This window comes from Streptomyces albireticuli, assembly GCF_002192455.1.
GTDB lineage: Bacteria > Actinomycetota > Actinomycetes > Streptomycetales > Streptomycetaceae > Streptomyces > Streptomyces albireticuli_B.
Genome location: NZ_CP021744.1, coordinates 120,840 through 144,758 on the forward strand (window position 1 = coordinate 120,840; position 23,919 = coordinate 144,758).

The 23,919-nt window shown below is 71.6% G+C and carries 18 protein-coding genes, 1 tRNA gene and 1 pseudogene; 14 read left to right on the forward strand and 6 right to left on the reverse strand.

What is annotated here, in order from left to right; translation table 11 throughout:
• Positions 1-222 precede the first annotated feature (222 nt).
• Complete coding sequence (locus tag SMD11_RS00595) at positions 223-1,446, forward strand: beta-ketoacyl-[acyl-carrier-protein] synthase family protein (protein WP_087924514.1); 1,224 nt, start codon at positions 223-225, stop codon at positions 1,444-1,446.
• 24 nt (positions 1,447-1,470) lie between these two features.
• Here the strand turns inward: SMD11_RS00595 and SMD11_RS00600 are convergent, their stop codons facing one another.
• A complete protein-coding gene (locus SMD11_RS00600) occupies positions 1,471-1,959 on the reverse strand; it encodes a hypothetical protein (RefSeq protein WP_087924515.1) in 489 nt (162 codons plus the stop codon).
• Positions 1,960-2,483: 524 nt separating this feature from the next.
• Between SMD11_RS00600 and SMD11_RS00605 the strand changes: the two genes are divergently transcribed.
• Positions 2,484-3,143 (forward strand): TetR/AcrR family transcriptional regulator, encoded by a 660-nt coding sequence (locus SMD11_RS00605; protein WP_087924516.1) that lies wholly within the window; start codon positions 2,484-2,486, stop codon positions 3,141-3,143.
• A 263-nt stretch (positions 3,144-3,406) separates the two neighbouring features.
• Here the strand turns inward: SMD11_RS00605 and SMD11_RS35200 are convergent.
• A tRNA-His gene (locus SMD11_RS35200) sits at positions 3,407-3,490 on the reverse strand.
• Positions 3,491-3,836: 346 nt separating this feature from the next.
• On the opposite strand from SMD11_RS35200, the gene SMD11_RS00610 reads away from it, so the two are divergent.
• The 4 genes from SMD11_RS00610 (at position 3,837) to SMD11_RS36095 (ending at position 8,486) form a co-directional block, all read left to right on the forward strand.
• The gene (locus SMD11_RS00610; protein WP_087924517.1) at positions 3,837-4,841 is read left to right on the forward strand and encodes a bifunctional lysylphosphatidylglycerol flippase/synthetase MprF; all 1,005 of its coding nucleotides are present in this window, start codon (positions 3,837-3,839) and stop codon (positions 4,839-4,841) included.
• Between the two features lie 38 nt (positions 4,842-4,879).
• Positions 4,880-5,044 (forward strand): hypothetical protein, encoded by a 165-nt coding sequence (locus tag SMD11_RS35205; protein ID WP_159395157.1) that lies wholly within the window; start codon positions 4,880-4,882, stop codon positions 5,042-5,044.
• Positions 5,045-5,668: 624 nt separating this feature from the next.
• Complete coding sequence (locus tag SMD11_RS00615; protein ID WP_234365823.1) at positions 5,669-6,874, forward strand: fatty acid desaturase family protein; 1,206 nt, start codon at positions 5,669-5,671, stop codon at positions 6,872-6,874.
• 1,459 nt (positions 6,875-8,333) lie between these two features.
• The gene (locus tag SMD11_RS36095) at positions 8,334-8,486 is read left to right on the forward strand and encodes a hypothetical protein (protein ID WP_234365824.1); all 153 of its coding nucleotides are present in this window, start codon (positions 8,334-8,336) and stop codon (positions 8,484-8,486) included.
• Between the two features lie 765 nt (positions 8,487-9,251).
• Here SMD11_RS36095 and SMD11_RS37170 read toward each other — a convergent pair.
• Positions 9,252-9,997 (reverse strand): annotated as a pseudogene (locus SMD11_RS37170) (transglycosylase SLT domain-containing protein).
• A 1,092-nt stretch (positions 9,998-11,089) separates the two neighbouring features.
• On the opposite strand from SMD11_RS37170, the gene SMD11_RS35210 reads away from it, so the two are divergent.
• Entirely contained in the window at positions 11,090-11,434 is a 345-nt protein-coding gene (locus SMD11_RS35210) for a hypothetical protein (protein WP_159395158.1), read from the forward strand.
• On the opposite strand, the gene SMD11_RS00645 is transcribed toward SMD11_RS35210, so the two are convergent.
• On the reverse strand, positions 11,431-12,006 hold the full coding sequence (locus tag SMD11_RS00645; RefSeq protein WP_087924521.1) for an antibiotic biosynthesis monooxygenase: 576 nt from the start codon (positions 12,004-12,006) through the stop codon (positions 11,431-11,433). The genes SMD11_RS35210 and SMD11_RS00645 overlap by 4 nt on opposite strands.
• A gap of 1,853 nt (positions 12,007-13,859) precedes the next feature.
• On the opposite strand from SMD11_RS00645, the gene SMD11_RS00655 reads away from it, so the two are divergent.
• From SMD11_RS00655 to SMD11_RS00675, 5 genes are all read left to right on the forward strand, one after another.
• Positions 13,860-14,597, forward strand: coding sequence for a helix-turn-helix domain-containing protein (locus tag SMD11_RS00655; protein ID WP_087924523.1), 738 nt, complete (start codon positions 13,860-13,862; stop codon positions 14,595-14,597).
• 69 nt (positions 14,598-14,666) lie between these two features.
• The gene (locus tag SMD11_RS00660) at positions 14,667-16,112 is read left to right on the forward strand and encodes a CoA transferase (protein ID WP_087924524.1); all 1,446 of its coding nucleotides are present in this window, start codon (positions 14,667-14,669) and stop codon (positions 16,110-16,112) included.
• A 101-nt stretch (positions 16,113-16,213) separates the two neighbouring features.
• A complete protein-coding gene (locus tag SMD11_RS00665) occupies positions 16,214-17,407 on the forward strand; it encodes a CaiB/BaiF CoA transferase family protein (protein ID WP_087924525.1) in 1,194 nt (397 codons plus the stop codon).
• A gap of 87 nt (positions 17,408-17,494) precedes the next feature.
• Positions 17,495-18,682 (forward strand): acyl-CoA dehydrogenase family protein, encoded by a 1,188-nt coding sequence (locus SMD11_RS00670; protein ID WP_087924526.1) that lies wholly within the window; start codon positions 17,495-17,497, stop codon positions 18,680-18,682.
• On the forward strand, positions 18,682-19,770 hold the full coding sequence (locus tag SMD11_RS00675; protein ID WP_087924527.1) for an acyl-CoA dehydrogenase family protein: 1,089 nt from the start codon (positions 18,682-18,684) through the stop codon (positions 19,768-19,770). Before SMD11_RS00670 ends, SMD11_RS00675 begins: the two co-directional genes overlap by 1 nt.
• A gap of 550 nt (positions 19,771-20,320) precedes the next feature.
• On the opposite strand, the gene SMD11_RS35215 is transcribed toward SMD11_RS00675, so the two are convergent.
• The gene (locus tag SMD11_RS35215; RefSeq protein WP_159395159.1) at positions 20,321-20,461 is read right to left on the reverse strand and encodes a hypothetical protein; all 141 of its coding nucleotides are present in this window, start codon (positions 20,459-20,461) and stop codon (positions 20,321-20,323) included.
• Between the two features lie 679 nt (positions 20,462-21,140).
• Between SMD11_RS35215 and SMD11_RS00685 the strand changes: the two genes are divergently transcribed.
• Together SMD11_RS00685 and SMD11_RS00690 are read left to right on the forward strand one after the other, a co-directional pair.
• A complete protein-coding gene (locus tag SMD11_RS00685) occupies positions 21,141-22,646 on the forward strand; it encodes an MFS transporter (RefSeq protein WP_087930208.1) in 1,506 nt (501 codons plus the stop codon).
• Positions 22,643-23,278 (forward strand): TetR/AcrR family transcriptional regulator, encoded by a 636-nt coding sequence (locus SMD11_RS00690; RefSeq protein ID WP_087924528.1) that lies wholly within the window; start codon positions 22,643-22,645, stop codon positions 23,276-23,278. The genes SMD11_RS00685 and SMD11_RS00690 overlap by 4 nt, the downstream gene beginning before the upstream one ends.
• Before the next feature lie 151 nt (positions 23,279-23,429).
• On the opposite strand, the gene SMD11_RS00695 is transcribed toward SMD11_RS00690, so the two are convergent.
• A complete protein-coding gene (locus SMD11_RS00695) occupies positions 23,430-23,891 on the reverse strand; it encodes a hypothetical protein (RefSeq protein WP_087924529.1) in 462 nt (153 codons plus the stop codon).
• Positions 23,892-23,919 lie beyond the last annotated feature (28 nt).

Here is a 23,919-nt window from a genome sequence, read left to right on the forward strand (position 1 = left end):
CTACGGCTACGGCTACGGCTACGGCTACGGCTACGGAACGCTCGCGGTACCCGCCGCCGCCCGCCACCCGACCGGCCAGACCCGGGACCGGGCGCGCGCACGCACGCCAGCGCGGATGCGGGTACGGGCACGTGCACGGACGCAGCCGCGAACACGGGTACGAGCGCGGGTGCGGGTATCGGTGCGGATGCGGACACGGGCACGGGTACGGGGTGCGGCGCTGTGAGGAACGCTGCCGAGGTCGCGGTCACCGGGCTGGGCCTGGTCACCCCGGGCGGGATCGGTGTCGGACCCAGCTGGCGGGCGGTGACCGAGGCCCGGCCGGCGGCGGCCTGGGACCCGCTCCTGGCGCACCACCGTGTACGGATCTCCTGCCGGGTGCCGGGCTTCGACGCCGCCGCTCTGCTGGGGGCGCGCCGCGCCCATCGTCTGGACCCTTTCGTGCAGTTCGCGCTGGTCGCCGCCCGGGAAGCGGTCGCGGACGCCGGTCTGGACCCGGCGACCTGGGACGGCGGGCGGGTGGGTGTCGTGCTGGGCTGCGCGGACGGCGGGCCTATCACCGTGGAGGAGCAGCACCGGGTGCTGCTCGGTGAGGGCCCGGCGCGTGTGTCGCCGTTGCTGCTGCCGAGGCAGCTGCCGAACATGCTGGCCGGGCAGGCCGCCCTGGAGTTCGGGGCGCGGGGCCCGAACCTGGTGGTGGCCACCGCGTGCGCGTCGGGGGCGAGCGCGGTGGGCACCGCGCGTGACCTGCTCGCCCTGGACCGGTGCGACATCGTGCTGACGGGCGGGAGCGAGGCGATGCTCACCCCGCTGGTGATGGCCGGCTTCGCGCAGATGGGGGCGCTCTCGCAGCGTGAGGAGGACCCCCAGGGTGCGTCGCGGCCCTTCGATGCGGGCCGGGACGGGTTCGTGGCCGGGGAGGGCGCGGGCATCCTGGTCCTGGAGCGGGCCGCCGACGCCCGGGCGCGCGGGGCGCGGGTGCGGGGGCGGATCGTGGGTTACGGGGCCTCCGCCGACGCCCACCACCTGACCTCTCCCCACCCTGAAGGCCGGGGCCTGGAGGCCGCCATCCGCGCGGCGCTCGCCGATGCCGGGCTCTCGCCGGGTGAGGTCGGGCACGTCAACGCGCACGGCACCTCCACCCCCCTCAACGATCTGGCCGAGGCGCGGGTGATCCACCGGGTGCTGACGGGCCGTCCGCTGGTGACCTCTACCAAAGGGGTCACCGGGCACCTGCTGGGCGCGGCGGGGGCCGTGGAAGCGGTCTTCGCCGTCCTGACCGCCGAGCAGCGCCTGGTGCCGCCCACGGCGAACCTCACATCCCTCGACCCGAGGATGGACATCGACGTCGCCTCCCGCCCCACCCCGGCACCGGGCGGGGTGATCCTGAGCAACTCCAGCGGCTTCGGCGGCCAGAACGCCGTCCTCGTCCTCGCCCCCGCCTGACCCCCGCCCCCAGGGCCCTCCCCTTCAGGCCCGGCCGGCGGCGGGATGGAGGGCGGCGAGCGTGGCGGCGTGGCCGGGCAGATGCTCCTCGGCCCGCATGCGCACCACCTCCTCCCAGGCCAGACGGCCGTCGAAGACCTGGCGGCCGGTCCGGTCGACCAGGCGGGCTTGGATCAAAGCCGCCGCCTGGTGCGGGGAGAGGGCCTCCACCAGGCCCAGCAGTTCACCGGCATGACGGCGTACGAGAGCGACCCGCCCGGCATGAGAGGTGGTGGCGGTGAGACGGGCGAGAGCGGCGGGTTCCATGGCCGCGGTGTTGTCGATACGGGCGGGCCGGCCGGCCAGGACGTCCCGGGCGACAGCGGCCAGCATGCCGTCGCTCAGGGCGATATGCCCCAGCGTCCAGTCGGCAGTGGCCCGGTCCTCCGCCCCCAGAACAGGCACGGCGGCGGTGAGGGCCTGCGCGGCGTCCAGGAGGGAACGGTAAGCGCGGGCGAGAGCGGTGCTGTCCACAGAGAAACTCCAACAGACGGAAAAGGGCACACGGGAGAAACACACGGGGACGGGAGGCCGGAGAGGCCGGAAAGGGGGCGGGGGTCAGGGCGCGGGTGCAGACAGCGGGGACGGCCGGCGGGGACGGCACAAGCACCCGTGGCCGGTACGGGCCGGAGCGGGCGTCAGGCGGTGCCGGGGGTGCGCACTGTCCGGCGGGCGGTGGGGTGCGTTTGCCGTCCCCCGCGTTCACGGACGACAAAAACAGCACCAGAAGCAGAAGCAGGAGCAGGAGCAGGAGCAGGGACAAGCCGGGCCGAACGGGAAACGGAGCCAAACACCCCTGACGGAAGGGAAGTTGATGGATAGGCCATGGGAGAGGGGTGGGGTGCCGGCGGCTACCCGAAAGTATCGACTGACCGCCGGTCAGTCAACCACTGACTGGCGGTCAGTCAGGTAGATTGGGTGCGGCCGGGACCCCGCACGCAAACGGGCGACCCCCCGGCCACCCGGAGAAGAGGCGACGAAAGGGCAGGCGCGCGCAGATGGCCACCACCCCCACCACCGAAGCGGCACCCGCACGGCGCAAACGCGTGGCCAAGAGCCCCCAGGACCGCAGGGCCGACATCCTGCGGGCCGGCGCCGAGGTCTTCGCCGCCACCGGCTTCACCGACGCCCGCATCAGCGACATCACCACCGCCGCACAGATCGCCAAGGGCACCTTCTACCTGCACTTCGAGACCAAGGACCACCTGCTGGGCGCCCTGTGGGAGGAGTACGTCGACACCTTCGTCGCCACCACCGAACGCATCCTTGAGGAAACGGACGCGGATACCACCGGCGCCTGGTGGCCGGCCGTCGACCGCCTCCTGACCGCTCTCATCCGCCACGCCGCCGACCACGCCGCCCTGCACCGCATCGTCTACGGCTCCGCCAACGCCAGAGCCCTGGAACTGTGCAAGGCGAGCAACGCCCGCGTCATCGACCTCATGTCCGCCTTCGTCACCCGCGGAGCCCACGCCGGCGCCTTCACCTGCCAGGACCCCGACTGGACGTTCCGCATGATCTACCACGCGGCCGACGGCCTCCTGGACGACCTCATCAACCGCCCCTCCCCTCTCGACACCCCCCGCATCACCCGCAGCGTCCTCGAACTCGCCCACCGCGCCCTCGGCAACCCCACACCCGCCGCGGACCGGTCCTGAACACCCGCCACGGAAGCGAAAAAGGAGAAGAAGGACACAGGCCCCCGGGAAGCCAGAAGAAGGGGAGCCGGGCGGGGCGGGCGTAGCCGGGGGGGCGCGGAATCCCGCGGGCCCATGACCGTAGACAGGACCCCCTTGGCCCCAAGAGTGCTCCGCGGGAACGAGGGGCACCGGGACAGGCGGAAGGCGTGAGGCCGGGCCCGCAAGCCGGGGGTACGGGCCAAGGCCGCGGGGCAGAGGGTGTGGGGCAGGGGGTGCGGGGGCGGAGAGGGCAGGATTCGAACCTGCGCGGGCCTGGGCCCGACCGCGCACCGCGGTCCCCGATAAGCCACTCCGGGCACCTCTCCCGGCGAACCGCCCCGCCCGCGGCGGGCCGCTCGCCCGACCACAGTGACAGCCCCCGCTGATACGCACCTGACACCCGCCTGACACCCCCGCCATTGCCCGCATTCCCCTTTCCGGCACGGCAGGCACGGTGCTCTACTCAAGTCGTCGCCACGCACCACCACCAGCGGCAGGAAGCACGCGCCACCGGCAAGGAGCCCGCACCACCGGCAAGGAGCCCGCACCACCGGCAAGGAGCCCGCACCACCGGCAAGGAGCCCGCACCACCGGCAGGGAGCAGGCACCACCGGCAGGGAGCAGGCATCACCGGCAAGGGATCAGGCATCACCAGCAGGAGGGGGCCCGACGTTGTCCGCCACCGCTACCGCTACCGGAGCGCAGATCCTCCAGGCCATCACCCGGTACACCGGCGCGGACAACCCCAGCGCCTTCCTCGCCCTCAACCGCGGCAACCACACCTTCACCCTCCCCCGTACCGACGGCGTCATCGTCTACCGCCCCGCCGGCCGCTACCTCGTGCAGTTCGGCGGCCCGTTCGCCCCCGAGCACACCTACACCCTCCTCCTCGACGCCTTCCGCGCCCACGCCCGGCGCGAGGGCCTGGGCCTGGTCGGCGTGCAGCTCCAGCACACCGACGCCCTCGCCTACGCCCGCCACGGCTTCACCGTCAACCAGATCGGCGCGTCCTGGGCCCTGCCCCTGGACGACTTCACCCTGCGCGGCACCGCCTTCATGCAGCTGCGCAACAAGATCTCCCGCGCCCTGCGCAACGACCTGGTGATCCAGGAAGCGCACCGGCCCGAGCACTCCTACGAGGCGCTGCGCGCCGTCGACGCGGCATGGCTGGGGGCCAAGGGCCCGCACACGAGGGAACTGGAGTTCCTCGTCGGCGAGATCGGCGGCAGCGCACAGCGGCACCGGCGCCTGTTCACCGGCACGATCGCGGGCCGGACGGTCGCCTACCTCTCCTACTCCCCCGTCTACGGCACCCGCCAGGGCTGGCTCCACGACCTCAGCCGGCGCGTCCCCGGCGGCTCCCCCGGCCTGATGGAAGCCCTCAACGCCCACGCGATCGAGGTGTTCCGCCGCGAAGGAACCAGATGGCTGCACTTCGGCTTCACCCCCTTCACCGGCCTGGACGCAGGGGCGGAACTCCCCGGCCACAGCCCGGCCTTCCAGTGGCTCATGCACTACCTGTGGGAACAGGGCCAGGCCCTCTACCCGGCTCGCACCCAGCTCGCCTACAAACACAAATGGGCCGCACGCGAGAGGATCCCCGAATACGTGGCCTTCGACGGACAGGCCTCCCCCGCCGCCTTCGCCCACATCTTCCGCGCCTGCAACGCCCTGTGAACCACCCGGACCACCGCCGCCGCGAAGGAAGGGACTCCATGGAACCGTCCCACGAGAGGACCACACAGGCCCTGCAAGAAGCACTGGTCGAAGGCCTGATGCGCATCATCGAGCACCCGGACGACACGGAAGCGGCACGGGAGGCCGACCAGACCGTCCGCGCACTGGACACCCACCTGACCACCGGGCCACCACCCACCTGACCCAGGCCCCAGGCCCAGGCCCCGGGCCCGGCAGGCAGGCGGCAGGCGGCAGGCGGCAGGCGGCAGGCGGCAGGCGGCAGGCGGCAGGCGGCAGGCGGCAGGCGGCAGGCGGCAGGCGGCAGGCGGCAGGCGGCAGGCGGCAGGCGGCAGGCGGCAGGCGGCAGGCGGCAGGCGGCAGGCGGCAGGCGGCAGGCGGCAGGCGGCAGGCGGCAGGCGGCAGGCGGCAGGCGGCAGGCGCGAACGGGCGGATGGGCGGTCAGGTGCGTATCAGTACCGCATCAGCACGGCGGGGGAAGCTGGGCACAACACCCCGCCCCACACCCGGCACCGAACGCCCGGCACCTGGCACCTGGCACCTGGCACCCGAAGCCCGGTGACCGCTCTCCCGGCAGCCGGCCAGCAACGGCCGACGACGGCTGACGGCCGGTGGCCGGTCTCCCGGTGGCCGGGGCCCCGGCACGGACCCGGTGCCCGCACAGGCCGGGCGCCTGCCCGGACCCCGGACCCCGGACCCCGCCGGCTGACGGCCGGCGGCCGGTGCCCCGGGGGGCGGGTCGCCGGACTGCCCCTCCCACGGCGGCACCGGACGGGCCGGGCGGGCCGCGCCTCGAAGGAGAGCACCGTATGCACCCCTCGCACAAGCACACCACCGACACCGGCCCCACCACCACAACCACCCCCGTGCCCACGCCCACCCCCATGCCCACGGCCGGCCCCGTGCCCACGCCCGCCGCCGTGCCCGCGGCCGGCCACGCGGGCGCCGCCGGCCCCGCGGGCGCGGCGTGTGCCCTGCCGGCCCCGGCCGGGGCCTCCGCCACGTTCGCGGAACTCCTCAAGCAGGTGAAGGCCGAGGGCCTGCTGGAACTGCGCCCCGCCTACTACCTGGGCCGCCTCACCCTCAACACCACCCTGCTGGCAGCGGGCCTGGCCGCGTTCTTCCTGGTGGGCGACTCCTGGTGGCAGATCCCGGTCGCCGCCTGGATGGGGCTGTGCGGGGCGCAGAGCTCCTTCCTGTGGCACGACGCCGGCCACAAGGCGATGTTCCGCGGCACAGGGGCGTCGGCGGCCGTCGGCTACGTCCACGCCAATCTCGTCAACGGCGTCAGCTTCGGCTGGTGGACCCACCACCACAGCCGCCACCACAGCCACCCCAACCACCTCGCACTCGACCCCGACATCGGCCGGCGCACCGCGATCTTCGACCTCTCCCAGTACGCGGCCCGCCGCCGCGGCCAGCGCCTGATCGTGCGCTACCAGAGCGTGCTGTTCTTCGTCCTGCTGGTCCTGGAATCCGCCAAGATGCAGCGCACCGCAGTCAAAGCCATCGCCGGCGGCCTGCCCAGACGGCCCGTACTGGAAAGCGCCCTGATCCTGGCCCGCCTGGCCCTGTACCTGGGGGCGGTCTTCATCCTGCTGTCACCCGCCCTGGCGGTGGTGTTCCTGGTGGTGCAGCAGGCTGTCCTCGGCGTCTACTTCGGGCTGCTGTTCGCCCCCAACCACAAAGGCATGACCATCCGCGGCGGCACCCCCGAAACCCTCGGCTGGCTCGAACGCCAGGTCCTCACCGCCCGCAACATCCGCCCGAACCCCCTGACCGACTTCCTCTACGGAGGCCTGAACTACCAGATCGAACACCACCTCTTCCCCTCCATGCCCCGCAAAAACCTCCCCCGCGCCCGCCAGCTCACCCGCACCTACTGCACACAACACAACATCCCCTACCACGAGACCGGCTTCTGGACCTCCTACCGCGAAGTCGCCACCTACCTCCACACAATCAGCGCACCCCTACGCCACGGCAAGGTGAACCCACCACTGCCAGGACGATGAACAGGCAGACGGCCGGAACGGACCAGGACGACACGCAGGCAGGCAGCCCGAAGAAGGGCGCAGGGCAGACACGGCCAGAGCAACCCGGAGCAGGACAGGAGACCCCCGGGACACCCCCGGCGGCACAAAACGGCACACCCCCCTCCCCCTCCCTCCCTCCCCCCCCGCGGGCGGCCGGGGGGGTGGTCCGCGGGGCGTACAGCGGGCAGGCGGTGAACACGGCGCGGCCCGGGGGCCGGAACACGACCGGGCCCCGGGGCTGGGGCCAGGCCAGGGCAAGGCAAGGCGGGGCAGGGTCTGACCGGAGCAGGGCAGGACCGGGGCGGGGCTACGGCCGGGCACGGGCAGAGCCAGGACAGGGCCAAGGCGGGACAAACGGGCGCAGCCAGGACCAGGACGGGGCCGGGGCCGGGGCGCGGGCCGCCCCGGGCGTGATCTTTAACCTGTGGCGATGAGGGGGCCTTACGGGAAAGCTGGGGTGCGTGAGCGTTTCCTCCTTTTCCCGCTCGCCGGCCTCGCGGGACCGGCGGGCCGTCGAACTCCTCAAGGACTGTTCCCTGCTCCGGGAGTGGCCTGTGGAGGCGTTGCCCGCAGGCAGCCGGGTCGCGGTGGTCCGTGATCCGCAGTGGGACGGGCCGTGGCAGAACGAGTTCCTGGGGACGATCGACGCGATGGGTGCCCCGGAGCCCGTGGAGCACCCGTACGCACACGACGGCGAGTGGGCGTACTGGGTCACCTTCGACGCCCCGCAATACGACAGCGACGGTGCCGGCCCGTACCGCAAGGCCCAGATCTGGGCCCGGTACCTGCGCCCCGCACCGGTCCCTCGCCCCGCACGGAACCCGGCACCCGCGGACCGGCCTCGGCCACCCGCCCGGACCTGCCCCCCCGGGCAAGGCACACACCGGCCGGAGAAGAGCCGGGTGGCCAACGGGGCCCGTCCGGCACCGGGTGAGGCGGGAAAGCGGGCAGGGCCGGGGGTGCCGCTGGCGAACTCACCGCCGAACGGCAAACCGCAACAGCCCCACCCGGACCAGAACCTCACCACCCGTAGGACAGCCGCCGGCACCACCCGGCGGGGCAATGCCATGCACCCGTGCCTGCCCCCGCCGAACACCCGCATCTCCCCCTCCCCCCCTTCCGCGTTCGCGTTCGCGTTCGCGTTCGCACTCAGGGAATCCCATGGCGGCCACACCGCCACCCGGACACCGCACACCGTCCCCGGCAGCCCGCCGGGACCACACCCCACCTGCCGCGACGGAACACTGCCCGGCCCGCGCGGGGAAGACCCTCCCGGGCACCAAGGGCAGCGACCCGTCCCCGCTGTACTGATACCGGGCGGCCCGGACGAGTCCAGGCGCGTGGAGCACGTGATTCCCGCGTGTGAGGATCGGGACGCCTGCCTGGGACCGGTGCTCGCACGCGAAACCGCCCGCAGGGGAAACGAGAGGTACTGAAGATGCCCGCTGGGGGAACCGCACGGCCGCTGGTCAAGAACGACGGTGAAGCACCACTGGAACTGACCGTGGAACCGTGGGCAGACACCAGCCAGACCCCGCCGGGGCAGACCTGCGTCATCGTCACCCACTCACCGGCACAAGACGGCACCTGACCCGGAACCTACGCGGAGACGAGCCCTTCCACATCGACCACCAGCGGAACTCGATCACAGTGCGGGCCAACGGCAACTGCTTCCACCCCACTGCCGCACCAGGCACCGCGATGAACGCCGCCGACCGGCAATACCCCGCCCAGAACCCGGACGACTGAAGACGGACCCAGGCAGCGACCGATCACACACCGGGCCGCTCCCCAGACGAGAGCAGACGGACGCGAAGGCATCCGGTCCCGGCCCGCCGGCCACACTGCCGCAGACCGCAGACCGCAGACCGCAGACCGCAGACCGCAGACCGCAGACCGCAGACCGCAGACCGCAGACCGCAGACAAGGATCCCGGCAAGACCGCCCGCCCCTCTGCCAGTCTCGGACCAAAGAACACGATCAAGGCGGGGCCCCGCCCGACGCACACCGCCCGCAGGCGGGCCGAACGCGGCCGGGACACAGCGGGACAGGACCGGGCGCGGCCAGGACCGAGCCGAGCCGGGCAGCCCGGGGCACGGCCGGGCAGCCCGGTATGCAGCGGGGACCGGGGCACTGCGGACGGGCACGGCCCGGGCACAGCCGGAGCAGGATCAAACCAGGCCGTGACGGACCGGGGCCCGGACAGGCCGGGGGCAGGCCCGGACAGGCCCGGACAGGCCGGGACGGGGCGGGGCGGGAAGGCGGGCGGGGAACGCGAAACGGGCGGTGGCACCCCCTTTGCGCGGGGGTGCCACCGCCCGTATCAGCGGGGGTGCGGGCCAGGACCGGCCGGTTCTCAGTAGGCGGAGTTGACGTTGTCCATCGAGCCGTACTTGTCGGCCGCGTAGTTACAGGACGCGGCGATGTTCGCGACCGGGTCGTAGATGTCCCAGGACGTGCCCTCGACGTGATACGCCTTGAACGTCGGATCGATGATCTGCAGCAGACCCTTCGAAGGAATACCGGCCGCGGCGTTGGAGTCCCAGTTGTTGATCGCCCGGGGATTACCCGTCGACTCACGCATGATATTCCGCTTCACGCCCTCAAAAGAAGCGGGAATGCCCTTGGCGCGCAGGACATCGATCGCCTCGTTGATCCAGCCGTCCAGGTTATCGGCGTAAGCCTTCTTCACCGGAGCAGCAGGAGCCGGAGCAGCCGGGGTGGCGGGGGCAGCGGGGCGGGGGCGGCCTTGACCGGCTTACGGTCCTCGGACCGGCTCGCGGCCTCCTTCTCCGCGCGCTCCTTCTCCGCCTTCGCCTTCACCACGGCATCCGCGGCGGCCTTCCGCGCGGCAGCGGCGTCGGTCTTGGCCTGGGCGGCGGCACCGGCCACACGCTGGGCCAGCTCACCCCGCACCTGCTCCTCGGCGGCGACCGAGGCGGTGGTGCTCCACGCGACAGGCTTGACGTCCAGGGCCCGCTCATCGGCGGACGCCGGAACCGCGGCGAAAGCGAGAGCGGCGATGCCGGCCGCGGCGATGCCGGCGGCGGAAAGCTTATGAACCTTGGGCAGACGGGTATAGCCGGAGATGGTGGAGCGCATAACTGAGCTGAACCTCTTCCAAATCGCGTACGTCGCAGTGGCCCGGAAACGGCGCGGAAAAAGCGCCGCGTCTCGATCGACGGCGCCCAGCGACCCCGTAATTGTTAGCGGCGCCGGAACCCCCTGGCAAAGGTGTGACCTACGACCCCACCCCGTAGACCCCCACCCCCACCACCCACCCAAACACCCGAAATGTCCGGAACCGGGGATGGCCGGGCCACTACCCGCACTCGTACGTGACCCACACCCCATGCCCCACCTCACACCCCACCCACCCCACGCAACCAAACGCACACACCCAGCAACCAGCAACCAGCAACCAGCAACCAACCCACCAAGCCCCGCCACCAGTAGCAGCCACCCCCCGCCCTGCCCCCCGGGGCCCAGCCCCGGAAGGCAACCAAACCCCTGCCCAAGACCCCACCCCCGGCCCCGCCGGCCCCGCCACTTCCCCCGCCCCCCCCGGAGGCCCCCAGCCGTACGACGACCCGCGGGGGCCCGGCCCCGGCCACGCGGCAGCTCCGGACCGACCCGGGCACCACCTGGCCACCAACCCCGGCCAGCCCACCCTCCCCCAGCCCCCACCAGCCCGAAGGGAGACCCGGTCCCAGCCATACGGCAGCTCCGGCCCAGCCCGGCACCCCAGACCACCAGCCCCGGCGAGCCCACCCTCCCCCAGCCGCCACCGGCCCGCAGCGGCCAGACCCCCTCCACGCGACCACTCCGCGCCCGCCCGGCACCCCAGCCCCAGCCCCAGCCCCAGCCACCGAAGCCGGTATCCCACCCCCGGCCCGGCACCCCGCCCCCTCCCCCCAGCCCCAGGGCCCAGCCCACAACCCGCAACCGGGCCACCCGACACACCCGCCCAGAGCAGCCGGGCGGAACCCCACACCCCCGGCAAGGAGAACTGGAACAGCCCAGTACCAGGCAGAAGAACCAGCAACCGGGTCTGCCCGTACCAGGAGAAGAGCTCACCCACCCACCAGCCGGCCTCCGTCCAGGTGGCGCTCGTGCACCAGGTGCTCTCCGAGACCCAGACAGCCTGGGAAGGCGCTGCTATGGGAGAGCAACTCCGAGAAGGCGGCACGGGCCGTGCCACGGCAGACGATCACTCTCCATCTGGAGACAGAGGAACGCCAGCCCTCCTTCACCGCGAACGGTGCGGCCGGCCGCGCGCCGCGGGCCAGCCGCGACAAGCTCAAGATCATGGAGAGCAGCCGCGGGCTGTCCACCACGACAGCGGACCCGCCACCCCGGCTCACGTTCAACCACGCCGACATCCTCCACGCGGCCGTGACCTCCCAAGACGCCACCACCAGACACCAGGAGCGCCGCACCCAGCCAGAAGAAGCCGGGCCCGGCGCTCCGCCGGCCGCCCCGGCCAGGACACAACCACCGAGAACACGCACGCCCACCAGCCCCGGGCACAGCACCTAGCGGCGATCGTCCTCGAACGCACGGTAGAGCGTGTACCGCTGGCAGCCGACCCCACCGGTGATGACGGCCTCATAAGAGGCAGCGTCGGCCCATTCGGTGACGACCCTCACCCGCTCACCCTCTGATGCCAGGTGGACATGCGCCCCGAGCAGGCCCGGCACCGGCACGACGGCGGCTTCCACCTCATCCACCGCCATCGCACTCACCACGAAGAGACCAACCGGCCCCTCCGCGTCGTGAACCACACTGCGCATGAGACGAGTCCGGACAAGACCAGAACGCCGGATGCCGGGCACGACCGTGTCGACGCGGCTGACGGCCCCGGCACGATGAGCACCGGCCCACGCCAAGTGATCCCCGTCACTGGCCCACTGCGCGTAAAAGAGAAGACCGGCACCACCCGCGGACAGGAAAACATGCTGCGCCAGACGCCCGGAAGGCCTCCGGGCCGCCTCCCACCCGTCCACCACCACGTCAGCGGCCAAACGCGAACGCTCAGCCGTGCCGGTGAGCCACTCACTCATCAAAACCGCCCCAGCAGCAGGGCGAACAAAATCAAGAAAACGCGTCATGAACGCCAACCCTCAAACATCAAGCACACTCAAGGTCAAGACACACCCACTCAAACACCCCCCCGAACACCCCAGCACACTCCCCCACAGACTTCACCAAACCACAGCGACAGCACGCCACGCGGCCCGAAACATGCCAGTGACACATGTACGCGATGACGAACACCCCGGCCATGCAACAAAGCCCACCCCACACCGATGGCCCGCAGACAGGCCACCAAGGACCCGGAGAGACCGAGACCCCCGTCGCCACGCACCCCCGCACCGAAGGACCCAGACTCCCCTCCAGAAACAAAGAAGGACGCCAGCCAACACCTCACGACCATGACGCAAACGCAACACCGCCCACTCCACGCAAGCGGAGGTGAACCGCAGTACAGCCGCCGTGGCCGGCAAGACCGGTACATCCGCTCCACGCAAGCGGAGGTCAGCCAGTCGGGCGCCGAAAGCCGAGAAAACGTGCCACCGCACCAGACACCAAAGGCCGAAGCCAGCAGAGACCCGAGGCAGCAACTACCAGGCCGACCCAACCGTCAAGACTCGATTCCCGGGCACGCCAACAACGACACACCACCACACGACCCAACCCCCACACCCCCCACCAAAAAACCCGACCGGACAGACAAAGCAGTACCCAGGCACCCCCAACCCACCCCCTCCTACACTCTCCCTCAGCACAACACACCACCGAACCGGCACACCCACCCCACACACCCAGCACCTAGTAACGAAAGAGCAAAACCATCCCAACACCACAGATCCCGAAGGGCCCGCTCCACGCAACCGGAGGTGAGCCGCGTGTCAGGGCGCCGAGGTGGGCGAGCGCGAGGCCCGCTCCACGCAGGCGGGCACATAGGGTCGGCGGCATGGCCGACAGATTCGATGTGACTCCGACGCTCGCGGGCGGAGCCGTAGACCACGCGGGCGCGTGGGCGTTCATCAGGGAGTTCGCGACTTCCTGGGCTGTGCCCCCTGTCGTCGGCTGACGGAATTCCCCCGGCGACCTGGCCCCGCCCGCCAGCGCGTCGACGGCCCGTTGCCGCCAGCGCTGGAGACCGGTCTGGTTCAGGTCGTGCCGGCGAGCGGTGGCGAGGGTAGCGCCCAGGCGCAGGCGCGGTGTGGCGGTGTGGGCATCGGCGGCCTGGTCTGCGGGCCACAAGTGGAGGGTGCGGCGCATGCAGCGGATCTTCACCAGGGTCCCGCCGGGGGATGGGCCGGATTCGTGGCGGTCGGGCCAGAGGGTGCTCACGAGCGAGGCGAGCTCCTCGTAGCCGGCCTGCACGCGTAGGCCCCCCACTAGAATGTCCCGTTCCGTGATGGCGGTCTGCGTGTTCTCGGTGTGTCTCATCCCGGGGTCACGGCGACTTGTCTCAGGATCTTGTCCCTTTGCCGGCGTCCGCCTCGACGCGGTTCAGGTACGACTCCAGGGCCTGCGAGGCCGGTACGTTGCTCAGGGCAACCGCAATTACCTGGTCGTAGGTGTGCGCCAGCGCGCACGGGGAGGCGTGAGGAATCGGTTCGCGGGCGGCTGTTCGCCGTGCTCGGTGTGGGTGTGGCGGCGGGTTTCGAGGCAAGGGACTCGACAGGGCCTGGGACGTCCACCGCGCAACGTGCCATCACCTCGATGAGCTCGCCAAGGCGGACGGCTTCGACCCGGAGACGATCCTTCCGCCTTTGCGTGAACCACCTTCTTCTGCCGGGCTTGTGACGTCAGCGGGGCCGGGGACGGCTTGCTCGTCGGGGTGGTTCGGGAAAGGATCGACGAGCTGTGTCGGCGCTGGTGACCGGCGGCGTACAAGCAAGAAGGACAAGCTGGTGGCCGGCGGCGTACGAGAAGCACAAGGTGGGGCGGGATGAGCGAGCACGGCCGACGGCGGCGTCACCGTACGGTGGACCGGGTCGCAGGGATCCTGGAGGCCGCCGCGCGGGGGCCGGGCGGGGTGACCGTGGCCGAGTTGGCGCGGACGGTCGGGGCGCCGGCGAGCTCGGTGCAGGATCTGGTCAACGGCCTTGCCGCGACCGGCTTTCTGCTGGAACAACACGGACGCTTCAGGCTCGGGCCCGCCCCGCATGTCCTCAACCTCATCGCCGGCCGGGTCGTCCCGCAGATCAGTCAGGCCGAGCTCAACGAACTGAGCCGCGTCGCGGGTACCCCGGTGCTGCTCACGGTGCGGGTCGGGCTCGACGCCGTGCACCTCGCGCGCGGCGGCGAGGACGAGATCCCCCGCCTCCTGCCGCTCGCCGACGAGCATATGGCCCGGCCGCTGCTGCGCACCGCCGCGGGCCGGCTGCTGCTGGCCTTCACCGACGAGGCGGAGCGCCGTGGGCTGCTCGACGAGCTCGCCCGCCATGACCCCGAGGCGGTCGCGGAGTTCCGCCGCGCTCTTCCCGCGATCCGCGCGTCGCGCATCAGCCGCAGCGAGGGTCTGGCCGACCCCGAGGTCAGCGCGCTCGCGATCCCCGTCACCGACGGCCCCGTCGTCACGGGCGCCCTCGTTCTGACGCACCGGCGTCGCGGCCGCTCGGAGCGGCTGAGTCTGGACCGGGCGGCGGCCCGGCTGCTCGCGCACATCCAGGAGAGGCGGACGTGACATCCGCATCGATTCACGGATATCCGTGAATCCGGGCGTTCGTGCAGCACTGGGAACGAGCATCCCGGCATGACTTCGCACACGCTGACCACGACCGAGACGATCTCGCCGACCTCTGTCGGCGAGATGCTCTCCCGGCTGCTGCACACCCTCGGCGACCCTGATCCGGCCCGGGGAGCCGAGGACATCGCCGTCGTCGGAGCCGATCCCCTGGTGCCCTCGGTGCACCGCCTCGCCGATGCCATGTCCGCCGCGATCGCTGTCTTCGGGCGGCAGACGGCGGCGCTCGGCGAACAGCGCGGCCACCGGCACCAGAGGGTTCAGGTGCAGGCCGGGGCCGCGATCGACCAGCTCATGGCCACGTATCACACGACGCTCTCCGGGCGCCCGATCGGCACTCTGCTCGACGATCCGACGCTGCTCGGCAACAACGACTTCTACCGGGCACGCGACGGCCGGTGGATCTTCCTCATCACCACCTACCCGCATCTGCGGGACGCGGTCGGCTCCGTGCTCAGGTGCGGGCTCGACAAGGTGGGGATCGCGCAGGCCACGGCCGACTGGGACGCCTTCACACTGGAGGAGGCCATCTGCGCGCGGGGTGGCGCCGCCTGCGTCGTGCGCACCCGCGACGAGTGGCTCGCGCACGCCGCCGGGCGGTACGTGGCCCAGCGTCCGGTCGTCGAGATCGAACGCGTCGGTGACGGACCGGTCCGGCCGCTGGAGCCGATCGGTGAGGCCGATGAGGCTCTCGCGGGCGTACGGGTGCTCGATCTCACCCATGTCATCGCGGGTCCCGTCGCGGCGCGGCTCCTCGCCCAGTTCGGCGCCGACGTGCTGCACCTGTCGCGCCCCGACCGCCCCGACCCGATCCCGATGATCGCCATGACCGGCGGCGGCAAGCGCAATGCCTACTGCGACCTGCGCGACGACCACGACCGTGCGGCCTTCCAGGACGCGCTCCAGGACGCGGACGTCTTCGTGCACGCCTACCGGGGACTTGCCCGGTACGGGGCGTCGACCGAGGAACTCGTCCGGCGCCGCCCCGGACTCATCACCCTCGAATACCACGCCTGGGGCGCCGAAGGGCCCTGGGGCCAACGCGGCGGGTTCGACCAACTCGCCTGCTCAGCAACTGGATTCGCCATCGAGGAGTGGACCGACCGGCCGTCGCTGCCACCGACGTACCTGCTCAATGACTACCTCGCCGCCTACCTCGGGGCCGCCGCCGTGGCAACGGTCCTGCGCCGGCGTGCGACCGAGGGCGGCTCCTGGCGGATCCGCGTGACCTTGGCCGGGGTCTGCCACTGGGTGCAGGAACTCGGACTCCTCGCACGGGAGGACGTACTCGACCTGCCCCGGCCCGGGCGCACGCCGTTCGCCGCGCTGTCGACCGCCGAGACCGACTTCGGCCCGCTCACCGAACCGGCGACACCGTTCGCGTACAGCGGACGCACGGTCCCACAGGCCGGCCGACGTTCCCCGCTCGGGTCTGCCGCGCTCCAGTGGCGCTAGGCCACTTCTCCGGGTTCTCCGGATTCTCCGGGACCCGCACTGCCGCGATCCCCGCACCTCCGTTCACCCGTCCCACCCGATACCCCAGGAGGCACCGCAAGATGCCCGAGAAGCCGAGCGGCCCGTCCGGCCGCGGACTCCTCGCCGGAGTCCGCGTCATCGAACTGGCCGGCGTGATCATGGCCCCGTACGCCGCCAAGGAACTCGGTGACCTGGGCGCGGACGTGATCAAGGTCGAGCCGCCCACGGGCGACATGACGCGCCACTACCCGCCGCGGCGCCACCCTGGCATGGGTGGCCCGGCACTCAACCTGAACCGCAACAAGCGCAGCGCCGCCATCGACCTCAAGGCCCCGCACGGCCGCGACGCCCTGCTCGCCCTGCTGCGCACCGCCGACGTCTTCATCACCAACCTGCGCCCGCAGGCCCTGGAGAAGCTCCGCCTGGGCTACGACGACGTCGCGTCCGTCAATCCCGGCCTGATCTACGCCAACGCCCAGGGTTTCCGCAGCGACAGCCGTTACGGCACGCACGCCGCCTACGACGACATCATCCAGGCGGCCAGCGGCCTGGTCTGGCTCAACCACCAGGTCTCCGGCCAACCGCACTACGTTCCCACCGTCCTCGCCGACAAGATCTGCGGCATGCAGATCGCCCAGTCGGTACTGGCCGCACTGCACTACCGGGAGCACGGCGGCACCGGACAGCACATCGAGGTCCCGATGGCCGACACCATGCTCGCCTTCAACCTGGTCGAGCACCTGGGAGCGGCCGCTCTGGAGGCCGACGGAGCCTTCGGCTCGGCCCGCTCACTCAGCCCGCAGCGCCGAGCCCTGCGCACCGCCGACGGCTGGATGTGCATCCTGCCGCACAGCGACCGCAACTGGCGGGACTTCACCGCCTTCGTGGGCCGCCCCGAACTGGCCGCCGACCCGCGCTTCTCCACCGGCCCCGACCGGGCCCGCAACGCCGACGCGTTCTATCCGCTGCTCGCGGAGCTGACGCCGCGACACACCAGCGCCGAGTGGCAGACGTTTTGCGACCGGGCGGGCATCGCCGCCGCCCCCGTGCTCGACCTTGCCTCCGCCGCCACCACCGCCTACGCCCAAGAGGGCGGCCTGCTGTACGAGGCCGAACACCCCACCGAGGGCCGCTACCGGGTCATCGGCCGCCCGGTGCGCTACTCGGCCGACCCGGAGCCGGAGCTGCGACCCTGCCCGGGCATCGGCCAGCACACCGACGAGGTGCTCCGCGAAGCCGGCTTCGACCCTTCCTTGCTGCACCCCACGGGCTGATCGGTTTCCGTGACGAAGCTCCGTGACGAAGCTCCGTGACGCAAAGAAATGCATCAATCAATTCACCGACCCGGGAGCGAATGAGCCATGTCGCCTTCGACGCTTTCACCGACCCCGACGCTTTCACCGATCGCGTTCCCCGATGTCGCCCTGCCCGAATCGGCCCGCAGGCTCCGCGCCGAGGTCCGCGCCTTTGCCGACGAGGAGCGCGCCCGCGGCACCGTGCTCGGCCGCCCCGACTCCTGGCTGGCCGGCTGGGACCCCGGCTTCAGCCGCCGCTGCGCCGAGCGCGGCTGGGTCGGCATGGCCCTGCCCACCGAGTACGGCGGCGCCGGCCGCGGTTTCCTGGACCGCTATGTGGTGATCGAGGAGCTGCTCGCCGCCGGAGCCCCGGTCAGCGCCCACTGGGTCTCCGACCGGCAGGCCGGCCCGTCCATCCTCCAGCACGGCACCGAGGAGCAGCGCCGTTTCTTCCTGCCCCGGATCGCCGCAGGGCAGTGCTTCTTCTCCATCGGCATGAGCGAGAAGAACAGCGGGTCCGACCTCGCCTCGGTCGCCACGCGCGCCGAACGTACCGCCGATGGCTGGCGGTTGACCGGCACCAAGATGTGGACCGGCGGCGCCCACGTCAACGACTACGCCATCGTCCTTGCCCGCACCGACGACGCCGAGGACAAGCACGCGGGGCTCAGCCAGTTCATCGTCGACCTGCGCGCGCCGGGCGTACGCATCGAGCCGATCCGCCTGATGAGCGGCGAGCACCGCTTCAACGCCGTCCACCTCGAAGGCGTCGACGTCCCCGACGGCATGCTGCTCGGGGAGCGGGGCAGCGGCTGGAAGCAGGTCACCGGTGAACTCGCCTTCGAACGCAGCGGCCCGGAGCGCTACCTGTCCACCTTCCCTCTGCTGGTCTCCCTGCTCCGCGAACTGGAGCAGCGCTCGGCCACGGCAGAACAGCTCGTCCAGGTAGGCATCCTGACGGCCCGTCTGCACAGTGTTCGTCAGCTGTCCCTCGGCGTGGCCGCGGCCCTGGACGCCGGGCACTCGCCCGACACCCAGGCCGCCCTGGTCAAAGACCTCGGTACCCGCCTGGAGGGCGCGCTGGTCGACACCGTCCGCAGCATCCTGCCGACCCCGGCCGACTCACACGCCACACCCGGCAGCCACCCCGAACTTCTCGCCTTCGCCCTGCTGCACAGCCCCGGCTACACGCTGCGCGGCGGCACCAACGAAATCCTTCGTGGCATCATCACGCGTGGTCTGGAGCAGCACTGATGAACACCCACACGGCAGCACTGATGAACACCCACACGATCGACACCAACGCCCCCGTCATCTCCGCCGACGCCTACGACACCACCGCCTTCTACACCGATGCGGGCGCCGTCCCCACCGTCACCAACACCACCGCCCCCGATGCCGTGGCCCTCCCCTCCCCCGGCGCCTCCACCGCCCAACTCCTCGCCGCTGCCCAGGAAGCAGGACGCCGCTCCGTCCCCGCCCCTCTCGCCGAGACCGCCCTGGTCGCCCGCCCCCTGCTGCGCCGCGCGGGCCTCCCCGTCCCCGACGGCCCGCTCAGCTACACCATCGCCCCCGAGCTGACGATCCGCTACGCCCACCCGGCCCCCTCGCCCGTCGGCTCGGCCGGCTGCCTGGGTGACGACAACACCCTGCTGGTCACCGGCACCCTGCGCCGCGTCCCCTGGGCCCGCGCCGCCACCGCCGTGGTCGTCCTGGCCACCGCCCCCTTTGGCCCCGTCCTGTTCACCCTCACCCCCGACCAGGCCAGCCTCACCCCCGGTGCCAACCTCGCCGAGGAACCCCGCGACGACCTGCACCTCGCCACCCTGGAGATCCCCGCCTCCCACGTCCGCCGGATCTCCCCCGAACTGCTCGACGAGGCCCGGCTCCGCGCGGCCCTGGCCCGCTCCGCCCTGATCGCCGGTGCTGCCGAACGCTGCGTCGACCTGACGGTCGCCCACACCACCGCCCGCACCCAGTTCGGCCGTCCGCTCAGCCGATTCCAGGCCGTCAAACAGGAAGAAGCGCGGCTGATCGAGGAGACCGCCCTGGTCCGCACCGCCGTCCAGGCCGCCGCCCCGCTGGATCCCGGCGGCCCGGCCGCACACGTCGTCATCGCCGCCGCGAAGACCCAGGCCTCCGCCTCGGCCGCCGAGATCGCCCGCATCGCCCACCAACTCCACGGCGCCATCGGCATCACGCAGCTCAACCCGCTCCACCTCGCCACCACCCGCCTGTGGTCCTGGCGCGACGAAGACGGTGACGAAACCTACTGGGCACGCCGCCTGGCCCGTCCCCTCACCGCCACCACCCTCTGGCCCACCCTCACCACCACACCCTGACCCCTCGCCCCCACGCCCTGCCTCGCCGCCGACCGGCCAAGACCGGCCGGCGGCTCAGCAGCTCTCCCCCGGCCCGGGGTGGTGGGAGAGAGCCGCCGCATAGATCGAGGCCGGGATCTGCATTACCACGAGTCAACGATCAGAGGGGAGTTCGTCTCATCCCGCCGTCCCCTGGACCGGAGCCGGATCGCCGTGCCGGCAGCGACGGACACCGACTAGGCGGCCACAGTGAGGGCAGCAGCCTGAGCTGCTCTCGACGGGCGGACCGGTGAGGGTCTTCCTGTGGTTCTCACGCGGCTGCGCGGCCTGCGGGTGGCGGGCCGTTCGCCTCGCGCAGACACGTCTCGAGCACGGTCAGACACCGTCTCCAGCGAACGGGGCGGGGGACACCCCCAGCCCGGATCGCCCATGACGGTCCCGCGCTTCCTGGCGCGAGACGCACCGGCACACGGGCCTGCCGACCAAGACGTCATCGATGTGTGGGCACGGGCGACGATCAGACGGATACGCCGCGCGCCGGCCGCGCACGGCACCTCTGTGCTCAGCCTGCTCACAGCACTCTCCAGCCCATCGCCTCGGCGATCAGAATCAGCAGCAGCGTCGGCAACACAGCCACAGCGACCGCGGCTCCGGAGAGCACCTTACGTAGTGTCCGCGGGGACTGACGCTTTGGCAGCAGCCACGCGGTCATCAGCAGGAGCAGACTCATCGTGATGCGGGACTGCCCAGCGAGTGGGACTGCTGGTCCTGCGGCGCCCTCAATACCACCCCCGACGGCTGAACACCCCACAGCCGACACGGGCACGTGGACGGGCAGCGCGTCCAGCACCGCAGCCCGGGAGACACGGCGGCCCGAGGATATGGATCTGCTCGCGGACACGGAGCCGGTCGCTCGGCAGCGTCCTGGGCGGTGCATCCGCTGCCCCCGCACTCGTCACGCACCCCCGCCGTGACCGGCGAGATGGAAGGAATGGGCGCACGGGGCCGGGGGCGAGCGGGGCCTCTGCTGGAAGAGGGCTGGACGATCGAGCCGGAGGACCTGGCCCACATCTCGCCGTACCTGACCCGAGCACATCAACAGGTTCGGCGAGTACAGCACGCACGAGCTCGGTATCCACCCTGAGGCGTACGACCCGAAACTCGGCGTCGGCTTCACCCTGCTGCGCGGCCAGGACCTGGCCGCCGCCGGCTTCGACCGGGCCGCCTGATTCGGTCGCGGCCGGGTCGGCATCCTCAGGGCCGCGGACGAGACGTACAGGCCCACCGAACAAGAAACTGACAGTTCACTTTCACATGAAGGTCTACACTCATATGAGTGTCGTCTTTCTTGGAGGTGCCTCTTGTCGTGCCCGGTGTCCGCCCCGTCGGCCGTGTCCACGCCCGCGAGAGCTGATCCGCGGCGTTGGTGGGCCCTGGTCGCCCTGGTCGCCGCGAATCTGGTGCTCAGCTTCGACACGACGATCCTGAACGTGGCGCTCCCGTCGATGTCCGCCCAGCTGGGCGCCGGCAGCGGGCAGCTGCAATGGATCGCCAACAGTTACATCGTGGTGTTCGCCGCCCTGATGCTCCCGGCGGGACTGCTGGGCGACCGTTTCGGCCGCCGCCGCATGCTCGTCTGCGGCCTCGGCGTCTTCCTGGCCGGCTCTCTGCTGGGAACGCTGGCGCATACCGCCGAGCTGGTCATCGCCGCCCGTACGGTCATGGGGGCCGGGGCCGCGCTGATCATGCCGCTGGCCCTGGCGGCGCTCCCCTCGCTGTTCGCGCCTGAGGAGCGCACCCGGGCGCTCGGCGCGATCTCCGCGGTCTCCGCGCTGGGCCTGCCGCTCGGCCCGCTCGTCGGCGGCTGGCTGCTGAAGCACTTCTGGTGGGGCTCGGTCTTCTTCATCAACGTGCCGCTGGTGCTCATAGGGATCGCCGCCTGCGTCTTCCTGCTGCCTGAGACCCGGGATCCGGCCTCGCCCCGCATCGACGCCGTGTCCACACTGCTCACGGTCACAGGCCTGGGCGCGCTGATCTTCGGGCTCAACGAGGGGCCCGCTCGCGGCTGGGCCAGTCCGCTGATCGCGGGCGCGTTCCTGGCCTCGTTGGCGCTGTTGGCCGCCCTCGTGTGGCGGGGGCGCGGCCAGCCGCGGCCCATGCTCGATGTGTCCCTGCTGCGTGAGCGCGCCTTTCTGTGGAGCACCGCGGCCGCCACCTTGATCTCGCTCGTCCTGGCCGGGCTGATGTTCGTGCTGCCCCAGTACCTCCAGGGCGTCCTCGGTTACGACACGCTGGGCGCCGGTCTGGGGATGCTGCCGCTGATGGCCGGGATGGTGATCGCCTCCAAAGCCACCGGGGCGATCACCGCGCGCCTCGGAGCGCGCGCCGTGATCACCGGCGGGCTGCTCGCGCTGTCCGCCGCCGCCTTCCTCGGCTCGACCACCGGCGCCGGGGACGGCTACGGGATCACCGCGCTGTGGCTGGCGGTCGCCGGACTGGGAATCGGCGCCGCTGTCGTGCCCGCCATGGGCACGGCGCTGGGCTCCCTGCACGGCGAGCGCGCGGGCAGCGGCTCCGGGCTGCTGACCACCGTGCGGCAGTTCGGCGGCGCGGTCGGTGTGGCGCTGCTGGGCAGCCTGCTGGCCGGCGCGTACACCGCACGCCTGGACCCCGGGGGCCTGCCCGCGGCCGAAGCCGGGGCGGCTGCGGAGTCCGTCGGCGCCGCCCAGGCCGTCGCCGAACGTCTCGGCGCCGAGCACCTGGCCGCCAGCGCCGACAGCGCGTTCCTGCACGGTCAGAGCCTCGTCCTGACGGTGAGCGGTACCGCGGCTCTGGCCGTCGCGCTGCTCGTGGCCGCCCGCCTGCCCACCCCCGCCCGGAGGAATACCGAACAATGACGTCCATGGCCTCCGCACGTACGACAGCCGCCCAGCAGCCCGAGACGCCCCAGCTCGGGCTGCGCGAGCGGAAGAAGATCCAGACCCGGCAGGCGATCCGCCGGGCCGCCTACCGGTTGTTCGCCGAGCAGGGGTACGACGCGACCCCGGTCGAGCAGATCGCCGAGGCTGCCGAGGTCTCGCCCAGCACGGTCTTCCGCTACTTCGCCACCAAGGAGGACATCGTCCTCACCGACGAACAGGACCCGCTCCTGGAGGCCGGACTGCGGGCTCGCCCGGCTGGCGAGCCGGTGCTCGAATCCCTGCGGCACGTCGTCCTCGACGTCCTGGGGCACCTCGCGGCCACCGAGCGCACCGAACTCGTCCAGCGCACACGTCTCGCGCGGGAGGTGCCCGTGATCCGGGGCCGAACGGCCGAACAGGCCGCACGGGACGCGGACATGCTCGCCGCCGTCCTGGCCGAACGCGCCGGACGCGAGGCCGACTCGCTGGAGATCCGCGTCATCTGCGTGGCCGTGATGGCCGCCGTCGACGAAACCCTGTGGCAGTGGGTGACCAGCGGCCAAGAACAAGACCTGCTGGGGCTCGTCAACCGGACCATGGACCTCCTCGCCAGCGGTATGAAGCCATGACAGGAGGCACTCCGGTGGGACGCACCTCGCGGCAACGCTGGGTGAAGGCCGTCACACTTCGTGCTCGCAGAAATGAGGGACCGCGTGGGGACGTGCGGCGGTCGGGTTGGCGGGGCGGGGCCAGCCCACCCTTCTCCAGTCCCGTCTTCTGTTACTCCGCCGAGCTTCCGCCCGGGCGGCGGTCGCGCCAGCGCCTGCGCAGGATGAAAAAGGCCATCAGGAGGACCGGTGGGGAGAGGGAGATCAGTGTGGGAATCCCTGTGGACAGGCCGCAGCCCACCGCCAGGGGAAACGTGAGCGCCAGGACCAGGGGCGGGCAGGTGTAGAGCACCGCGCCGGCCCACCTCCACACCTTTTCGATCCGCGGCCACCACGGCCGCTTCTGGGCGCGTGGCTCGGTGTAGACGACGAGGACCGAGACCGGCCACACGACAACAGCCGCCAGGAGCGGTGAAATAGCGACGCCACGCCATCCCAGAAGCTCGCGGATAAAGGATGCGCCCGGATAGGAGATCATCAGGAAGAGCAGCACATTGAGCGCGCCATACCCGATCGCCTCCTTCAATGAATCCGGCTTTTCCTCACCGACAGGCTTCTCGAATACGCTGGGCATATAACGCTTCTCCCCTTTCGGTGTCGTG

Excerpts from the sequence above, each read along its gene's own strand:
- SMD11_RS00645 (WP_087924521.1), bottom strand. The coding sequence starts at position 12,006 with ATGACGCGTTTTCTTGATTTTGTTCGCCCTGCTGCTGGGGCGGTTTTG.
- SMD11_RS00655 (WP_087924523.1), top strand. The coding sequence starts at position 13,860 with ATGAGCGAGCACGGCCGACGGCGGCGTCACCGTACGGTGGACCGGGTC.
- SMD11_RS00695 (WP_087924529.1), bottom strand. The coding sequence starts at position 23,891 with ATGCCCAGCGTATTCGAGAAGCCTGTCGGTGAGGAAAAGCCGGATTCA.
- SMD11_RS00690 (WP_087924528.1), top strand. The coding sequence starts at position 22,643 with ATGACGTCCATGGCCTCCGCACGTACGACAGCCGCCCAGCAGCCCGAG.
- SMD11_RS36095 (WP_234365824.1), top strand. The coding sequence starts at position 8,334 with ATGCCCGCTGGGGGAACCGCACGGCCGCTGGTCAAGAACGACGGTGAA.
- SMD11_RS00675 (WP_087924527.1), top strand. The coding sequence starts at position 18,682 with ATGAACACCCACACGGCAGCACTGATGAACACCCACACGATCGACACC.
- SMD11_RS00615 (WP_234365823.1), top strand. The coding sequence starts at position 5,669 with ATGCACCCCTCGCACAAGCACACCACCGACACCGGCCCCACCACCACA.
- SMD11_RS00670 (WP_087924526.1), top strand. The coding sequence starts at position 17,495 with ATGTCGCCTTCGACGCTTTCACCGACCCCGACGCTTTCACCGATCGCG.
- SMD11_RS00660 (WP_087924524.1), top strand. The coding sequence starts at position 14,667 with ATGACTTCGCACACGCTGACCACGACCGAGACGATCTCGCCGACCTCT.
- SMD11_RS35215 (WP_159395159.1), bottom strand. The coding sequence starts at position 20,461 with ATGACCGCGTGGCTGCTGCCAAAGCGTCAGTCCCCGCGGACACTACGT.
- SMD11_RS35205 (WP_159395157.1), top strand. The coding sequence starts at position 4,880 with ATGGAACCGTCCCACGAGAGGACCACACAGGCCCTGCAAGAAGCACTG.
- SMD11_RS00605 (WP_087924516.1), top strand. The coding sequence starts at position 2,484 with ATGGCCACCACCCCCACCACCGAAGCGGCACCCGCACGGCGCAAACGC.
- SMD11_RS00665 (WP_087924525.1), top strand. The coding sequence starts at position 16,214 with ATGCCCGAGAAGCCGAGCGGCCCGTCCGGCCGCGGACTCCTCGCCGGA.